We start from the raw sequence: 16,914 nt of genomic DNA on the forward strand, positions 1-16,914 counted from the left end.
GTTTGTATTAGTCACTAGCTAATGACTAATGACTAATGACTAAACTGAACTGAGATATTTTTCCGGTACAGATTGGGGATTTGCTTCTGGATTTTCTGCTTCTGAAGGTGGGACTAATTGCCAGAATTTTGGTAAGAATTCTGACCAATTTTGCAAAATCAGTTTAGCTTTTGGTGAATCGGTGCGTTCTGCATGAGCTTTGATTAAGTCTTGCAGTTGTTTTTCCCCGGCTGTGGTAACTACTCGTTGGATGGTGACAATTTCTTGGTTGACTAATTGGCGGAATGAACCATCTTCATCTAAGAAGTAAGCAAGTCCACCAGTCATCCCTGCTGCTACGTTGCGTCCAACTTTACCAAGAACAACAATGACACCACCAGTCATATATTCACAGCAATGATCCCCGGCTCCTTCAATCACTGCTACACCTTTAGAGTTTCGGACAGCAAAGCGCTCTCCCCCTAAACCATTGGCAAATAATACACCACCTGTAGCACCGTAGAGGCAGGTGTTACCGACGATGACGTTTTCGGCGGGATCGTAAGTAGCATCTGCTGGGGGTTTGATAATAATTTCACCACCGTGCATTCCCTTACCTACGTAATCATTGGCTTCTCCCTCCAGTGTCAGAATAATACCTGGGAGGTTGAAAGCACCAAAGCTTTGTCCGACACTGCCTGTAAAGTTGAGGTTAATTTGTCCCTCAAAACCACTGTCGCCATACTGAGAAGCGATCGCTCCTGCTAGTCTTGCTCCTACTGTTCTGTCAGTATTGACTATGGGTATGGTTTTTGTCACTTTCGATTGGTTACGAATTGCTGCTTGAATATTGACATCAGCCAGCAATTGATCATCTACAACTGGGCCGTTGCTGTGAACTTCTTCATGAACTAACCAGCTGCGGTCTTGTTTGGTATCTGGTAGTTTGAGTAGGCAATCTAAGTTGAGGGCTTGGGTTTTACTCAGGTGTGCGTCTTGGCGTAGTTTGAGTAAATCAGCCCGGCCAATAATTTCTGATAGAGACTGATAGCCTAGTCTAGCCAACAAACTCCGCACTTCTTCGGCTACGAAGTAGAAGAAATTGACGACGTGTTCGGGGATGCCCTTAAACCGCTTCCGCAGTTCTTCGTCTTGAGTTGCCACGCCGACAGGACAGGTATTTTGGTGACAAACCCTGGCCATCCGGCAACCTTCAGCAATCATGGCGATGGAACCGAAGCCGTATTCTTCGCCTCCCATTAATGCTGCCATTAAGATATCCCAACCAGTTTTGAGTCCACCATCGACGCGCAAAATTACGCGATCGCGCAAACTATTATTCATCAGGACACGATGGACTTCACTTAATCCCAGTTCCCAGGGTGAGCCAGCGTGCTTAATCGAACTAAGCGGAGATGCCCCAGTGCCACCATCATGGCCGGAAATCTGGATGATATCAGCGTTTGCTTTGGCCACACCAGCTGCGATTGTGCCAATACCAACTTCCGATACTAGTTTTACCGACACCTGCGCTTTGGGGTTAATTTGGTGTAGGTCAAAAATTAGCTGCGCTAGGTCTTCAATCGAGTAAATATCGTGGTGCGGTGGTGGAGAAATCAAGGTGACACCAGTTTTAGAACGCCGCAACATGGCAATGTAAGGACTCACTTTCGGCCCTGGTAGTTGTCCACCTTCACCTGGTTTTGCACCTTGGGCAATTTTGATTTCGATTTGTTTGGCGCTGGCTAAATACTCTGGTGTCACACCAAAGCGGCCGGATGCGACTTGCTTAATGGCACTGGACGCTGTGTCACCATTCCGTAAACCTGCCAAATGAGGTAGAGTTGGTGAGTGACCAGACCCATCTACATCATCTAACACTTTATAACGGACAGGGTCTTCGCCACCTTCTCCAGAGTTGGATTTGCCGCCGATACGGTTCATGGCGATCGCTAAAACTTCATGGGCTTCTCGTGACAATGCACCCAAGGACATTCCCCCAGTACAAAAGCGCTTGACAATTTCGCTGACTGATTCTACTGCTTCTAAGGGAATGGGTGAGCGATCGCTTTGGAAATCTAATAAGTCGCGTAAGGCGGTGATTGGTCTGCCTTGGAGGTATTGCTTATAGACTTCGTAATGGTCATAACTCTGACTTTTTACCGCTTCATGTAGGGCTTTGGACATTTCCGGGCTATTCATGTGATATTCACCGGTTGCCCGATACTGCACAAAGCCTAAGTTTTCTAACTTGTTGGTTTTCAGTTCTGGGAAAGCTTTGCTATGGAAAGAAAGCACCTCTTGGGCTAAGTCACTGACACTCAATCCCCCAATCCGAGAAGCAGTTCCTCGGAAGCCCAATTCTAATAAATCGCCCCCAATACCAATGGCTTCAAAGATTTGGGCGGCTTGATAACTAGAAAGTAGCGAAATCCCCATTTTTGAGAGAATTTTCAACAAACCCGACTCTACAGCTTGGCGATAGTTGCTGAGAGCTTTTTGGAGGTTGATGTTAGTGATTTTGCCGATTGACATCAACTTTTGGGTTTTGGGGTCAGACCACCAAGCCCGCACAGTTTCTAAAGTCATGTAAGGACAAACCGCACCAGCACCATAACCAATCAGACAAGCAAAGTGGTGAGTACTCCAGCATTGAGCAGTATCAACTACCAAGGATGTTTTGGTTCTGAGTCCTTCTTGAATCAGATAGTGATGCACTGCACCCACAGCTAACAAGGGAGGAATATAACTATATTCTGTACCGATACCTGCACCTGAGCGATCGCTCAAAATCAAAATCTTCGCCCCGGCGCGGACTGACTCAGCTGCTTGTCTTTGTAAACTTTCTACAGCGATTTTCAACCCATTCGGGCCATGATCAATTGCAAACAGCGTTGACAACTCAGCCGTGGCAAAACCTGATAGCTTAATGGCTTCTAACTCTGCATCTGTCAATACTGGCGATGCTAACTTTAGTCTTCTGGCATATTCTGGTTTTGGTTCGAGTAAGTTACCCCTTTCACCCAGTTCCACTTTCAAAGACATCACCAATTTTTCCCGTAATGGGTCAATTGCTGGATTGGTGACTTGAGCAAACCGTTGTTTGAAATAGTCGTAGAGCAGGTGGGGTTTATTGGACAGCACCGCCAAAGGAATATCATCACCCATACAAAAAGTCGGTTCCGCGCCTTTTTTAGCCATTTCTTCAATGACCATTTCCACATCTTCTGTTGTGTAACCAAAGGCTAATTGCAGACGTAGTAGTGTTTCTTGATCCAGTTTTTCTGTTGTCAATTTGCCGTTATCTGCTGCGTGATGACCATTACCATTGCCATTGACTGATGGAGACTCACTCACAACTAACTGCGGCAATTCTTGACGATACTGGCGCAACCATTCCCCATAAGGTTGTTTTTTGGCGATGCGTTGCTTAATTTCCCAATTCTTGAGAATTTCATGGTTGACCAAATCCACGGCAATCATTTGCCCTGGGCCTAGTCTACCTTTCTCGATAATGTCTGCCTCTGGTAAGTCAACCACACCCGCCTCAGATGCCACCACAATGTAATCATCTTTAGTAATCACATAACGTGCTGGTCTTAAACCATTGCGATCAAGTGTTGCACCGACTTTTTTGCCATCGCTAAATACCAACAGTGCTGGCCCGTCCCAAGCTTCTTGCAAACCACTGTAATATTCGTAAAAATCCACAATCTCTGGATAGTCACGCAAAGATGGTTGATTTTGGTAAGCCTCTGGAACCATGATCATCAAGCCTTCTTCCGGCGCACGTCCAGAACGCACCAACAACTCCAACACGTTATCTAAGGTTGCGGAGTCGCTGTTATCAATGTGAACCAATGGTTTCAGTTCATCAAAGCGGCTATCCCAGACCGGATGATTTAAGTTGGCTTCTCTTGCCATCATCCAGTTGATATTACCGAGGAGAGTGTTAATTTCTCCATTGTGACCCAATAGCCGCATTGGTTGGGCTAGAGGCCATTTGGGCATAGTGTTAGTACTAAAGCGGCGATGATAGACGGCAAAGGCACTCTTATAGGCGGGATTTTTTAAGTCTTCGTAAAATTCACCTAAAACTGCCGAACGCACCATGCCTTTATAAACAATTGTCCGGCTAGATAAGGAACAGATGTAAAATTCTTCCGAGATGCTCTTGGCTGCTTTGAATATGCGTTTACGAGCAATGTAAAGTTGCTTTTCTAATTCATCACCACTTTGGGCTGATGCTAAAAAAACTTGTTCTATCTGGGGTTGATTAGATGCGGCCTGTACCCCCAATAAATCAGGTTTGACTGGGACTACTCGCCAGTCCAGTAGAGTTAATTTCTCTTCAGTAGCTATTTTTTCTACAATCGCTTTAGCTGTTTGCGCTATTGCTGGATCTTGGGGTAGAAATATCATCCCTACAGCAATATTATTGCTGGATAAAAAGTCTATCTCTCCACAGGCATATTCTTGTTGAAACAATTCCCAGGGAATAGCGGTTAACACCCCTGCACCATCACCAGAATCTTGATCGGCACTACAACCACCCCGATGTTCTAAGCAGGTCAAAGCTGTTAAAGCTTTATCCACAATTTCATGGCTAGGACGATTTTGACGATGAGCAATAAAACCTACACCACAGGCATCCCGTTCTTCTACTAACCACTTTTGCCCCTGATAGGTATCTCCTGAGTTAATTTTTGCTGTGATTTCTGGATTTTGATTCATCGGTTTATCATTCATAGCCTGTCCCTGAGATATTTGAGTCACGAATTTTGCCACTGTTGGTCAGTAAGATTTCTAAACTTCGAGTGACATAAATACATAAATTACCGAAATTTAGAGAAAAAAAATTTTAACTTCGGCGCTTGTCATCACCCACGTTAAAATGTTTACGCTATTTTTATGTGTTTATCTTTGGTGTCAGAAAAAATCTCTTTGCCTTGAAAGTCCTCTATTTATATCGTTAACTGTATATTTTCTCAATTCTTGTGTACTAAATGAAATCTATTTTTTAGGCAGACTCTAGCTTTAGTTTCTGCAAAAGAAACCCGGAATACACACTCTACTGTTTTTCGAGTCAAAATTATCCTGATTTACCAGCAAAATCAGCGTAGTACACTATATACCCATTTGACAATTCCTAAATATCTTTGTTGTTGTTCAGATTTTGACTGTTGCCACTAAAGTCACTAAATATCTAGCTCCTATACAAGTAGCAACAGCAGCAACAATGTATAAGGATTTATATGTTATCTAAATTTGCTCACCAAAACTACTGTCGATAGTCTGGCCGTAACTAATGCTAGCTAAAGTGTTGAATTCTATAGTGGTTTTAGAGTAAAATTTTTGCCAATTATTTGTAAGAGATAACTAGCCAATATATAGGCTATCATATTTACTAAAAAATTGAGTCACTATTTTTTCATATTTCCCCAAAATTAGCTCAGACTTACGTACCCAACAAACCCTGATGAGGGTAATCAACAGTCCAACTTTCATTTTGAACCTTGACTTTTGACAAAAAAGCTAGAAAATCAATGGGACAGCTTCAGTTCTGTTAGCCAACTTGCACCAAGGATGTTAGGTTGCAAAAGTACCTATGTAAATTATGGTCAAGATGCCCAAATACTACCGACAAAAAAATCCTCATGCAATGCCTAGAGCGAGTTTTGCCTATGCTCAAACATTCAATTGCAGGTTATACTCAGCCGTTATCTTACCGATGACGACGATATCACTGTGCTTGTCTGTTAACCATAGCATCAGCGCTCAACCGTTACCACCACCAGCACCAGTATCTCCTTTACCAGCCAGAACATTATCAGGTAGCCAAATTTCTCTCAATGGCCGGAGCTTACCCGGAGCATGGTTACAGCAACCACAAGGAAACAACCAAGTAGCAATTTACGTCAGTGATGGTGCGCTCAGACAATTAATTGGCGTAGACCTTTTAAGCAATGTTAATCCAGCCAGACAGCCAATTGTTTGGTTTGCACCAGTTACCAAACCTGTCATTTTAGCTACGAAGTTTCTAGGAGGATATCGCTATCTCGACATCACTAATTTTGCCCAAACAGCAGGATGGCAAATTCAAACTCAGGGTAACATCTTGGCGATCGCTACACCCAAAGCCCAAGTCAAAAATCTTAGCCTCACAGCATCCCGCATAGTCGTAGATTTAGATAACCCTACCCCCTGGCAAGTCAGACAAGGATCACCAATAAAAATTTCCCCTGATCCCACCACACCTGATGCCAAACCTCCTGCACCTGTCAACAGAGAGTGGACAATTGTTTTAGATGGCATAGCTGATGCTGGTTTAATTCAACGCTACACCCCCTTACCAGCAACACCCCCACCCACATCTTTACCAAATCTCATCAAACAATTAATCCCCACACCAGAACCCCAATCACCAGTCAAACAAGTAGAGGTAGTTAATAATCAAACCCTGATTCGTCTTAGTGTTCCCTTGGGTTTATCACCCAAAGTTAGCACCATCAATCAACCCCATCGCCTGATTATTGACCTACGTCCCGATACACTAGAACCACGAGATATTATTTGGACAAAAGGTCTACGTTGGCGACAACAGTATGTCAATTTAGGGACAGACCGCTTTCCTGTAGTGTGGTTAGAAATTAACCCCAGAACTATCGGCATCACCTTAAAACCAATCGTCACCAACCCTGACACCCTCATTGGTACAGCCCCCATCAGCCAAACAGCACAACGCTACGTAGCTGTCGGCGCAATTAATGGTGGCTATTTTAACCGGAATAATCGCTTACCCTTGGGCGCAATTCGTCAGGATAACCAGTGGTTGTCCAGCCCCATTTTAAATAGAGGAGCGATCGCTTGGAATAATTCTGGGCAATTTTACTTCGGTCGCCTCACCTTACAAGAAATTTTAACGACATCGAGTAATGTGCGAGTGCCAATCTTATTTCTCAACAGTGGCTATGTCCAGAGTGGCATTGCACGTTACACCCCAGCTTGGGGAAAGTTTTACACATCTTTAACCGACAATGAAAGGGTTTTCGTTGTGCAAAACAACAAAATTACCAATCAGTTTGCCGGGGATAAAGCCGGTCAAACTAACTTTCCCATTCCCCCAGACAGCTACTTACTAGTATTACGCGGTAATTCCACCACGCTAGCATCACAATTACCCAATGGTACTGATGTGCAAATTACCAGTAGCACCACACCCAGCGATTTCAACCGTTACCCCAACATCATCGGCGCTGGGCCTTTATTACTGCAAAATAGTCAAATCGTCCTCGATGCTAAAGGTGAAAAATTCAGCAATGCTTTTATTGCAGAAAAAGCCGTACGTAGTGGTATTTGTACAACCGCCAACAATAACCTGCTAATTACAGCCACCCACAATCGTGCCGGTGGATTGGGTGCTACCCTAGCAGAACACGCCCAAATCATGAAGCTGTTAGGCTGTGTTAATGCTCTTAACCTAGACGGTGGCAGTTCCACCAGCCTCTACCTAAGTGGACAACTACTCGACCGTTATCCTAACACTGCTGCCCGTGTCCACAACGGCATCGGCATTTTCCTGCAAGCACGATAGAGAGTGCTGAGTGCTGAGTGCTGTTAGCGGTAGCGGGGCGATGAGCCGCGTGCTGAGTACTGAGTGGAAGTCGGAAGTCAGAAGTCGGAGAGTGCTTTCTAATGACTATTGACTATTGACTATTGACCAATGACTAATGACCACTCCCCTTTTTAAAGCTGAGAATAAGTAGCCATTCTGCTAGATGAAGACTTGGTGTAAACCTGGAATTTAAACAAAGATTCCATACGCGATGAAGTTTCCCTTTGCTATGTTTAGCAAGTGAAACTAATTTGCTAATTTTCACGGTTGTAAGATTGCCGAAAATTTTCCATCAATTGTTAAGACTAATGACGGTTTGTTTTGTTTTTAAATGAGGTAACTATGGCCCAATCTCCAGAAACCACTACAAAAACTCACTCTTTGCCCCTACCTACTACCATTACTAGCCGTGGTGTGGCTGCGACTGAATTGCGTCCTTGGGGTTCTTTTACAGTTTTAGAAGAGGGACGTGGCTATAAAATTAAGCGGATCGAAGTTAAGCCCGGACATCGCCTCAGTCTGCAAATGCACCATCACCGCAGTGAACATTGGATTGTTGTCTCTGGTACAGCCAGAGTTGTGTGTGGCGACAAAGAAATATTACTGAGTAATAATCAGTCAACTTACGTACCTCAGTGTACAGCTCACCGTTTAGAAAATCCTGGTGTGATTTCTTTGGTACTAATTGAAGTACAGAATGGTGAATACTTGGGTGAAGATGACATTATTCGCTATCAAGATGATTATGCTCGTACATCTAATTAAAGCCATATCTATTGGCTTTGAGGTAAGCAGAGAATTGATGAATCGTCTGATGTTAATGAGGTAATCTCAGAGTAACTTAAGTTGCTAGCTATGTAGTGGTAATCGGTAATTGCTAATTGGTAATGGAGAGGAAATTATTACCCATTACCTATTACCCATTACCAGTCCTTCAAAATCTCAGATTCTTGCCTCTTGATTTAAGAGAGCTATGATGTAATCTGAGGCTCCAGGAAAAAGGCGATCGCTCATGACTACCGAAAACAAGGCCGCAGCCGTTGTAGACTGGGAACACCCCACACCCCCTACAGATTTAATTTTTGATGATGGAGAACCTTTGGAATCAAATCGTCACAGAATAGCAATGAATGTGCTGATTCGGTCTCTACAACAAGCTTGGGCTGATCGCTATGACTTTTTCACTGGGGGCAATATGTTTATTTATTACAGCAGCACCCAAGTACGTAACAAGGATTTCCGTGGCCCAGATTTTTTTGTTGTTCTCAATGTCAACGGTAATCATCCTCGACAGGGTTGGGTAGTGTGGGAAGAAGATGGTCGTTATCCTGATGTAATTGTAGAATTAATGTCTCCTTCTACAGCCACAATAGACAAGGGAATCAAAAAAGCCCTCTACGAACAAACTTTTCATACTTCAGATTATTTTATCTATGACCCCTTTGACCCTAATTCCTTGCGGGGATGGCATTTAGACCATAATCAGCAGTACCAGCCTTTGACACCGAATGAGCAAGGATGGTTGTGGTGTCAAAAGTTAAGTTTATGGTTGGGAACAAGTGAGGGAACAATAGACAGAGAAACGGCAATCTGGTTACGATTTTATGATGTAGCTGGCAATTTGCTATTGTTACCAGAGGAAGCTGCTGCGGCAAAAGTGAATGATTTAGCCGCAAAGGCAGATCGTCTAGCAGCTAGATTGAGAGAACTGGGAGAAAATCCTGATAGTTTGTGAAGTCTGGGAAAAAGGGGTGTAGGTATTTAAAACCCTTACACAACAAAGAATCTTTCTGAGTAAGTCTTATGCAATACTTTAGATATGGTCTTTTCAGTTGTCTAAACTAGTTTCATGATTCATTTGAGCCAAGCCGCAACTAGTGAAATCAATCGTTTAAAATCCAAGCAACAGCCGAATGCTCTGTTTAGACTAGCAGTTAAGCCAGGTGGTTGTGCTGATTGGTTTTACGATCTGTCTTTTGATGAGCAAATTCAAGTGAGCGATCGCATTATTGACCTAAACAACATTCAAATTGTCATTGATCAGGCAAGCTATAATTATATTCATGGTCTAGCAATAGATTATGCTGAGGATCTGATGGGGGGTGGATTTCGTTTTCAAAATCCCCAAGCCGTTGCTACCTGTGGTTGTGGTAATTCCTTTTCTGTGACAGCACCAATTTTTACTTCCTAACATAAAAATTACCATCATTTTAACGTTTGACATAAACTCATAAAAAAAGCTATAATCAGGATTTGTTAAAACTTAGACCTATAATAAGCAGCTTCACGCGCTGTGACTCATGCCAACAATACAGCAATTAATCCGTAGTGAACGCGAAAAAGCGCGTCAAAAAACTAAGTCCCCGGCTCTGAAACAATGCCCACAACGTCGGGGTGTTTGTACCAGAGTCTACACAACCACACCGAAAAAGCCGAACTCAGCCCTACGTAAAGTAGCGCGGGTGAGGCTGACCTCTGGATTTGAAGTAACAGCTTACATTCCAGGCATTGGTCACAATTTGCAAGAACACTCAGTTGTCATGATTCGTGGCGGTCGGGTAAAAGATTTACCAGGCGTGAGATACCACATTATCCGGGGAACCTTGGATACAGCCGGAGTTAAAGACCGTAAACAAGGTCGTTCCAAGTATGGAACAAAACGCCCAAAAGAAGCCAAGAAATAAGTAAAGTGATTAATCGTGCTTGATGCGATTAGTCGCTTGACTGAGTAATTTCCCAAGACAATTTAGTCCCAGCTTCTACCTCCAACCTGCACTCAGCGAGCAAGTGTAGGCAGAGTAAAAAATGTTGTAAGCGACAGCAGCATTTGGATTCAGATAATTAAGTTGCTCAGACGTTGTCGCTTTGTACTCCCATAAAAGGTAACAAGTCTATAAATTAGGGTCGCTGCAACCGGAAAACCAAAATTGCCGAAGTCTAAAATGCGGCTTCTAGAGTTGAGGGAATCCGTTGTTTGATAGCATATAATTTCGTTGCCAAGTCCGAATTAAGGGTAAAGTATGTCTCGTCGTGGTGTTATTCAAAGGCGGCCTGTTCCGCCTGACTCTGTATATAACAGTCGGCTTGTGAGTATGATCATCCGCCGGATTATGCGTCACGGCAAAAAATCACTAGCTGCACGCATTGTTTACGATGCCTTAAAAACTGTTGAAGAACGCACTGGTAATAATGCTCTAGAAGTGTTTGAAAGAGCAGTCCGGAACGCCACCCCTCTTGTAGAGGTAAAAGCGCGTCGTGTTGGTGGTGCAACTTATCAAGTACCGATGGAAGTCCGTTCAGAAAGAGGTACTACCCTCGCATTACGTTGGCTGGTACAATTTTCAAGGAGTAGACCCGGACGCACAATGGCCGGCAAATTAGCTAATGAATTACTAGATGCTGCCAACGAAACCGGAAATGCTATTCGCAAACGGGAAGAAACACACCGGATGGCGGAAGCAAACAAAGCATTTGCACACTATCGTTACTAAGTACAAAAGCGGTATATCATGCTTTTAAGAGCGATATATCGCATAATTACAAAAATGCAGACGGTTTTCCGTAAAAGTATAGAATCTTAACAAAGAGTAATATACAAGATATCATGAGGCAAAAACTATAGGAGGTTATTGTGGCACGTACTAACCCGCTAGAGAAGGTACGCAATATCGGTATTGCGGCGCATATAGATGCGGGTAAAACAACTACAACAGAGAGAATATTGTTTTACTCTGGAATAATTCATAAAATTGGTGAAGTTCACGAAGGAACTGCTGTTACTGACTGGATGGATCAAGAGCGTGAGCGCGGAATTACCATCACGGCGGCGGCAATCAGTACCAGTTGGAAAGATCATCAAATTAACATTATCGATACTCCGGGTCACGTAGACTTCACAATTGAAGTTGAACGCTCTATGCGGGTGTTGGATGGTGTAATTGCGGTATTTTGTTCCGTAGGTGGTGTCCAACCCCAATCAGAAACAGTTTGGCGGCAAGCAGACCGTTACAAAGTGCCTCGGATTGCTTTTATTAACAAAATGGATCGCACTGGCGCGAACTTCTACAAAGTTCATGAACAAATGCGCGATCGCCTGCGGGCAAATGCTATTGCCATTCAACTACCAATTGGTAGTGAAACCGACTTCAAAGGCATTGTAGACTTGGTACGCAAGCGTGCATATATTTACACCAACGACCAAGGTACAGATATCCAAGAGACGGATATCCCAGCAGATATGCAAGAGCAAACCGAAGAGTACTACACCAAATTGGTAGAAGCAGTTGCCGAAACTGATGACGATTTGATGAATAAGTACTTTGAGGGTGAAGCACTGACCGAAGCCGAAATCCGTGCTGCTCTACGTAAAGGAACAATTGCTGGCACAATTGTCCCAGTATTGTGTGGTTCAGCCTTTAAAAACAAAGGCGTGCAATTGATGCTGGATGCGGTAGTAGATTATCTACCAGCACCCATCGATGTACCAGCTATTCAAGGCACACTGCCTAATGGTGATACTGTAGAACGTCGTGCTGACGATAACGAACCCCTATCAGCTCTAGCATTCAAAATTATGGCTGACCCTTATGGTCGCCTGACCTTCGTTCGAGTTTACTCTGGTGTTCTGAAAAAAGGTAGTTACATTCTCAATGCTACTAAGAACAAAAAAGAACGGATCTCCCGCTTGGTGATTTTGAAAGCAGATGAAAGGCAAGATGTTGAAGAACTACGTGCGGGTGATTTAGGCGCAGCACTAGGCTTAAAAGACACCTTGACTGGTGATACAATTACTGATGAAAATGCACCAGTAATTCTCGAATCACTGTTTATTCCTGAGCCTGTAATCTCGGTAGCGGTTGAACCCAAAACCAAGAACGACATGGACAAACTGTCCAAGGCGTTGCAATCTCTCTCAGAAGAAGACCCGACCTTCCGTGTCAACGTTGACCCAGAAACCAACCAAACCGTGATTGCAGGGATGGGAGAACTCCACCTAGAAATTCTCGTAGACAGAATGTTACGGGAATTCAAAGTGGAAGCGAACGTTGGTGCGCCACAAGTAGCTTACCGAGAAACGATTCGTAAACAAGTTACCAACGTGGAAGGTAAGTTCATCCGTCAAAGTGGTGGTAAAGGTCAATACGGTCACGTTGTCATCAACTTGGAACCAGGTGAACCCGGTACAGGCTTTGAATTCGTTTCTAAAATTGTCGGCGGTGTAGTACCGAAAGAGTACATTGGCCCAGCTGAACAAGGTATGAAAGAAAGCTGTGAATCTGGTATTTTAGCTGGATATCCACTGATTGATGTGAAAGCAACGCTAGTTCATGGTTCTTACCACGATGTAGACTCTTCGGAAATGGCTTTCAAAATTGCTGGCTCAATGGCAATGAAAGAAGCTGTACTGAAAGCTTCACCAGTACTGTTAGAGCCTGTGATGAAAGTAGAAGTGGAAGTTCCTGAAGACTTTATCGGGAACGTCATTGGTGACCTGATCTCCCGGCGAGGGCAGATTGAAAGCCAAAGCACTGAACAGGGACTCGCTAAAGTAGCATCGAAAGTGCCACTGGCGACCATGTTCGGCTACGCCACTGATATCCGGTCGAAAACCCAAGGTCGGGGTATCTTTACGATGGAGTTCAGCCACTACGAAGAGGTGCCTCGCAGCGTAGCTGAAACTATCATTGCCAAAAGTAAAGGGAACGCTTAATTAAAAAAGGAAACTAGGAATCATGGCACGCGCAAAGTTTGAAAGGAATAAACCCCACATTAACATTGGTACAGTTGGCCACGTTGACCACGGTAAAACTACCTTGACAGCAGCCATTACCATGACCTTGGCAGCTCTTGGTCAAGCTGTAGCTAAAGGCTACGACCAAATCGACAACGCACCTGAAGAAAAGGCGCGGGGTATCACCATCAATACTGCTCACGTTGAGTATGAAACCGAAAAACGGCACTATGCTCACGTAGATTGTCCAGGACACGCCGACTATGTGAAGAACATGATTACAGGCGCGGCTCAGATGGATGGAGGTATCCTCGTAGTTGCTGCTACCGATGGCCCTATGCCCCAAACTCGTGAACATATCCTGTTAGCAAAACAGGTTGGTGTTCCTAGTCTGGTTGTTTTCTTAAATAAAGAAGACTTGATGGATGACCCAGAACTTCTGGAACTCGTAGAACTAGAATTGCGGGAACTGCTGACTAGCTACGATTTCCCTGGTGATGATATCCCCATCATCAAGGGATCTGGTCTGCAAGCCTTAGAAGCAATGACCAAAAATCCCAAGACCCAACGGGGTGAAAATGAGTGGGTAGATAAAATCTACGAATTGATGGATGCTGTAGATTCCTACATCCCCACCCCTGAGCGTGATGTAGACAAACCCTTCCTGATGGCAGTGGAAGACGTATTCTCCATCACTGGTCGTGGTACTGTGGCTACTGGTCGGATTGAACGGGGTGTAGTAAAAGTCGGCGATAACGTTGAATTAGTGGGTATCAGAGATACTCGCGCTACCACCGTAACTGGGATTGAGATGTTCAAGAAGAGTCTCGACCAAGGTATGGCTGGGGATAACGCTGGCGTACTCTTGCGTGGTATCCAAAAGGCTGATATTGAACGGGGTATGGTGTTAGCTAAACCCGGTTCTATCACTCCTCATACCCAATTTGAAGGTGAAGTATACGTTCTCACCGAAAAAGAAGGTGGACGGAAAACACCATTCTTCCCTGGCTACCGTCCTCAGTTCTACGTGCGGACAACAGATGTGACAGGGACAATTACAACCTTCACCTCTGATGATGGTAGTGCAGCAGAAATGGTCATGCCCGGCGATCGCATCAAGATGACAGTAGAATTGATCAACCCCATTGCTATTGAGCAAGGGATGCGTTTTGCTATTCGTGAAGGTGGTCGCACCATTGGTGCTGGTGTCGTCGCCAAAATCCTCAAATAGCACCTGTTGATTAGTATAAATCAGAGCAGAGATGCCAAACAGCCTCTCTGCTCTTTTATCTGGCTTGAAGGATTGGGGATTGGGTATATGAAAGAATGTAACCCAGTCCCTGATCCCCAGTTCCAGTCCCTATCCCCCACTCCCCTAAATAAATCAGAACCTGGAAAACTCAAGATGGCTACTTTACAGCAGCAGAAGATTAGAATTCGTTTACAAGCTTTTGACCGTCGATTATTAGATACATCTTGCGAGAAGATTGTAGACACAGCTAACCGGACTAACGCTACAGCTATAGGCCCAATTCCTCTCCCAACAAAACGGAAAATCTACTGCGTGCTGCGATCGCCTCACGTAGATAAAGATTCACGGGAACACTTTGAAACCCGCACCCATCGCCGCATTATTGATATCTACCAGCCTTCTTCTAAAACTATTGATGCTCTGATGAAGTTAGATTTACCTTCAGGTGTAGACATTGAAGTAAAACTTTAATAAGTTATTAGTCAATTGTCCACAGTCAATAGTCAAAATGACAAATTTGTGTAAGAATTTATCAACTAATGACTTTTGACTACTGTATGAATATTTACTCAGCCCTGAAAAATTTCTTTCGGGGCTTTTTATTAGCTGTAAATCAAGTGATAGAATGTAACAAAGTACGGGAAAATCAGAGAAAAGTAGATTGATAAATTTTAAAAGATTAAATTTATACTTAGGTAACAATGACATCTTCTTCTAGAATTGCAGTCCGTGAACTACCTCTGTTCCCGTTACCCGAAGTAGTTCTCTTCCCCACCAGACCATTACCCCTGCACATCTTTGAATTCCGCTACCGGATCATGATGAACACGATTTTGGATAGCGATCGCAGGTTTGGTGTGTTGATGGTTGACCCGGCTACAGGCACAATTGCTAATGTCGGCTGCTGTGCAGAAATTGTTCAATACCAGCGTTTACCAGATGACCGGATGAAAATGCTGACTTTGGGACAACAAAGATTCCGCGTTTTAGAATATGTCCGGGAAAAACCCTATCGTGTTGGTTTAGTAGAGTGGTTAGAAGATCAACCACCTAGTAAAGATTTACGTCCTTTAGGGGCTGAGGTAGAACAACTATTACGGGATGTAGTTCGTCTTTCAGCTAAATTAACAGAACAAAATATCGAACTTCCAGAAGAGTTACCTGACTTACCAACAGAATTATCTTACTGGGTAGCCAGTAATCTCTACGGTGTGGCAGGAGAGCAACAGGCACTATTAGAAATGCAAGATACAGTTGCTCGTTTAGAGCGAGAAGCCGAAATTTTGACCACTACTCGTAATCACTTAGCAGCTCGCTCTGTTCTCAAAGATACCTTCAATCCCAAACTCTAAGTGAGCAATAGTCAATTTAATTGAGTACTAACTGATAAGACACCATAACTACCAAAAGTTTTCAAAACTTCTGTGCAGGTGGTTAATTCTGCTAATGCAGATTTCATTTGTGGTGTACTAGATTCAGCTTCTAAATCGATAAAAAATAAATATTCTCCTAGCGATCGCTTTGTTGGTCGTGACTCAATCCGGCTAAGATTAATACCTAATTGAGCGAATGTTTGTAGTGGTTTCAGTAATGCGCCGGGGATGTTGGCAGGTAAACTAAAAGCAATGGAAGTGTGACTATGACTTTGTAGTGGTAGTTGCTCAATTATATCTGCTTGTGCCTGACTGATTACCCAAAAGCGGGTACAGTTTTCTGGGTAGTCATTAATATTATTGGCTAGTATGGGCAAATTATAAATTTGCGCAGCGCGGCTAGATGCGATCGCAGCTGTGGTTAAATCCTGTTCTAGTCCTTGCAAGGCTTCAGTTGTCGAATTACGGGGAATCAGTTGTGCATTGGGTAAGAACTCACCTAACCATCTTTGACATTGAGCTAAAGCTTGTGGGTGAGAGTAGACAGTTTTAATTGCATCTAAGCTAGCAGCGCCAGAAATTAATTCATGGACGATGGGCATCACTAAGGCTAACTGGATTTGTAAACTGTCTAATTGCCATAGTGAATCCATTGTCATTGTGACGCTGCCTTCAATAGAATTTTCTACCGGGACGACAGCTAAGTGGGTTTGGCCTCGACTAACGGCTTGCAGAGATTGAGCAATACTGGGATAAGGGCATAAGTTAGCAGCAATTCCCGCATTTTCAGCCAGCCATTTGGCATAAAAAATAGTTACTTGTTCAGCGTAAGTTCCTGGGGGGCCTAAATGAGCGATCGATATAGTCACGGTTTTTTGTTCTTAGTTAATTGTTGACTGTCAGGTTAAATTTGGCATTGTCAATGACTGTATCATAGGCACAACCAGTCTTTTTTTAAACTAAA

At 43.7% G+C, this 16,914-nt stretch carries 12 protein-coding genes; 10 read left to right on the forward strand and 2 right to left on the reverse strand.

Annotation, left to right across the window (positions count from 1 at the left end):
* Nucleotides 1-39 precede the first annotated feature (39 nt).
* Nucleotides 40-4,728 carry a glutamate synthase-related protein gene (locus FD725_RS06625; protein WP_179051454.1) on the reverse strand — a complete coding sequence of 1,563 codons (4,689 nt, stop codon included), beginning with the start codon at nucleotides 4,726-4,728 and terminating at the stop codon, nucleotides 40-42.
* 868 nt (nucleotides 4,729-5,596) lie between these two features.
* On the opposite strand from FD725_RS06625, the gene FD725_RS06630 reads away from it, so the two are divergent.
* From FD725_RS06630 to FD725_RS06675, 10 genes are all read left to right on the forward strand, one after another.
* On the forward strand, nucleotides 5,597-7,573 hold the full coding sequence (locus FD725_RS06630) for a phosphodiester glycosidase family protein (RefSeq protein WP_179047389.1): 1,977 nt from the start codon (nucleotides 5,597-5,599) through the stop codon (nucleotides 7,571-7,573).
* A 363-nt stretch (nucleotides 7,574-7,936) separates the two neighbouring features.
* Nucleotides 7,937-8,359 carry a phosphomannose isomerase type II C-terminal cupin domain gene (locus FD725_RS06635; RefSeq protein WP_179047390.1) on the forward strand — a complete coding sequence of 141 codons (423 nt, stop codon included), beginning with the start codon at nucleotides 7,937-7,939 and terminating at the stop codon, nucleotides 8,357-8,359.
* Between the two features lie 247 nt (nucleotides 8,360-8,606).
* Entirely contained in the window at nucleotides 8,607-9,329 is a 723-nt protein-coding gene (locus FD725_RS06640; RefSeq protein ID WP_179047391.1) for a Uma2 family endonuclease, read from the forward strand.
* Between the two features lie 114 nt (nucleotides 9,330-9,443).
* A complete protein-coding gene (locus FD725_RS06645; RefSeq protein WP_179047392.1) occupies nucleotides 9,444-9,785 on the forward strand; it encodes an iron-sulfur cluster assembly accessory protein in 342 nt (113 codons plus the stop codon).
* Between the two features lie 109 nt (nucleotides 9,786-9,894).
* A complete protein-coding gene (gene rpsL, locus FD725_RS06650) occupies nucleotides 9,895-10,278 on the forward strand; it encodes a 30S ribosomal protein S12 (protein WP_015140400.1) in 384 nt (127 codons plus the stop codon).
* A 336-nt stretch (nucleotides 10,279-10,614) separates the two neighbouring features.
* A complete protein-coding gene (gene rpsG / locus FD725_RS06655; protein ID WP_179047393.1) occupies nucleotides 10,615-11,085 on the forward strand; it encodes a 30S ribosomal protein S7 in 471 nt (156 codons plus the stop codon).
* Nucleotides 11,086-11,225: 140 nt separating this feature from the next.
* On the forward strand, nucleotides 11,226-13,304 hold the full coding sequence (fusA, locus tag FD725_RS06660; protein ID WP_179047394.1) for an elongation factor G: 2,079 nt from the start codon (nucleotides 11,226-11,228) through the stop codon (nucleotides 13,302-13,304).
* 22 nt (nucleotides 13,305-13,326) lie between these two features.
* Nucleotides 13,327-14,556, forward strand: a complete 1,230-nt coding sequence (gene tuf / locus FD725_RS06665) for an elongation factor Tu (protein ID WP_179047395.1) — start codon at nucleotides 13,327-13,329, stop codon at nucleotides 14,554-14,556.
* Nucleotides 14,557-14,730: 174 nt separating this feature from the next.
* Nucleotides 14,731-15,048 carry a 30S ribosomal protein S10 gene (gene rpsJ / locus FD725_RS06670; RefSeq protein WP_010998474.1) on the forward strand — a complete coding sequence of 106 codons (318 nt, stop codon included), beginning with the start codon at nucleotides 14,731-14,733 and terminating at the stop codon, nucleotides 15,046-15,048.
* Nucleotides 15,049-15,278: 230 nt separating this feature from the next.
* Nucleotides 15,279-15,929, forward strand: coding sequence for an LON peptidase substrate-binding domain-containing protein (locus FD725_RS06675; RefSeq protein WP_179047396.1), 651 nt, complete (start codon nucleotides 15,279-15,281; stop codon nucleotides 15,927-15,929).
* Between the two features lie 11 nt (nucleotides 15,930-15,940).
* Here FD725_RS06675 and pheA read toward each other — a convergent pair whose 3' ends face one another.
* The gene (pheA, locus tag FD725_RS06680) at nucleotides 15,941-16,819 is read right to left on the reverse strand and encodes a prephenate dehydratase (RefSeq protein ID WP_179047397.1); all 879 of its coding nucleotides are present in this window, start codon (nucleotides 16,817-16,819) and stop codon (nucleotides 15,941-15,943) included.
* Between the last annotated feature and the right edge of the window lie 95 nt (nucleotides 16,820-16,914).

The organism is Nostoc sp. TCL26-01, assembly GCF_013393945.1.
Lineage (GTDB): Bacteria > Cyanobacteriota > Cyanobacteriia > Cyanobacteriales > Nostocaceae > Trichormus.

What these genes read in the sequence shown, in the direction of transcription:
- FD725_RS06625 (WP_179051454.1), bottom strand. Translation starts at nt 4,728, where the DNA reads ATGAATGATAAACCGATGAATCAAAATCCAGAAATCACAGCAAAAATT.
- FD725_RS06630 (WP_179047389.1), top strand. Translation starts at nt 5,597, where the DNA reads ATGGTCAAGATGCCCAAATACTACCGACAAAAAAATCCTCATGCAATG.
- FD725_RS06635 (WP_179047390.1), top strand. Translation starts at nt 7,937, where the DNA reads ATGGCCCAATCTCCAGAAACCACTACAAAAACTCACTCTTTGCCCCTA.
- FD725_RS06640 (WP_179047391.1), top strand. Translation starts at nt 8,607, where the DNA reads ATGACTACCGAAAACAAGGCCGCAGCCGTTGTAGACTGGGAACACCCC.
- FD725_RS06645 (WP_179047392.1), top strand. Translation starts at nt 9,444, where the DNA reads ATGATTCATTTGAGCCAAGCCGCAACTAGTGAAATCAATCGTTTAAAA.
- rpsL (WP_015140400.1), top strand. Translation starts at nt 9,895, where the DNA reads ATGCCAACAATACAGCAATTAATCCGTAGTGAACGCGAAAAAGCGCGT.
- rpsG (WP_179047393.1), top strand. Translation starts at nt 10,615, where the DNA reads ATGTCTCGTCGTGGTGTTATTCAAAGGCGGCCTGTTCCGCCTGACTCT.
- tuf (WP_179047395.1), top strand. Translation starts at nt 13,327, where the DNA reads ATGGCACGCGCAAAGTTTGAAAGGAATAAACCCCACATTAACATTGGT.
- rpsJ (WP_010998474.1), top strand. Translation starts at nt 14,731, where the DNA reads ATGGCTACTTTACAGCAGCAGAAGATTAGAATTCGTTTACAAGCTTTT.
- FD725_RS06675 (WP_179047396.1), top strand. Translation starts at nt 15,279, where the DNA reads ATGACATCTTCTTCTAGAATTGCAGTCCGTGAACTACCTCTGTTCCCG.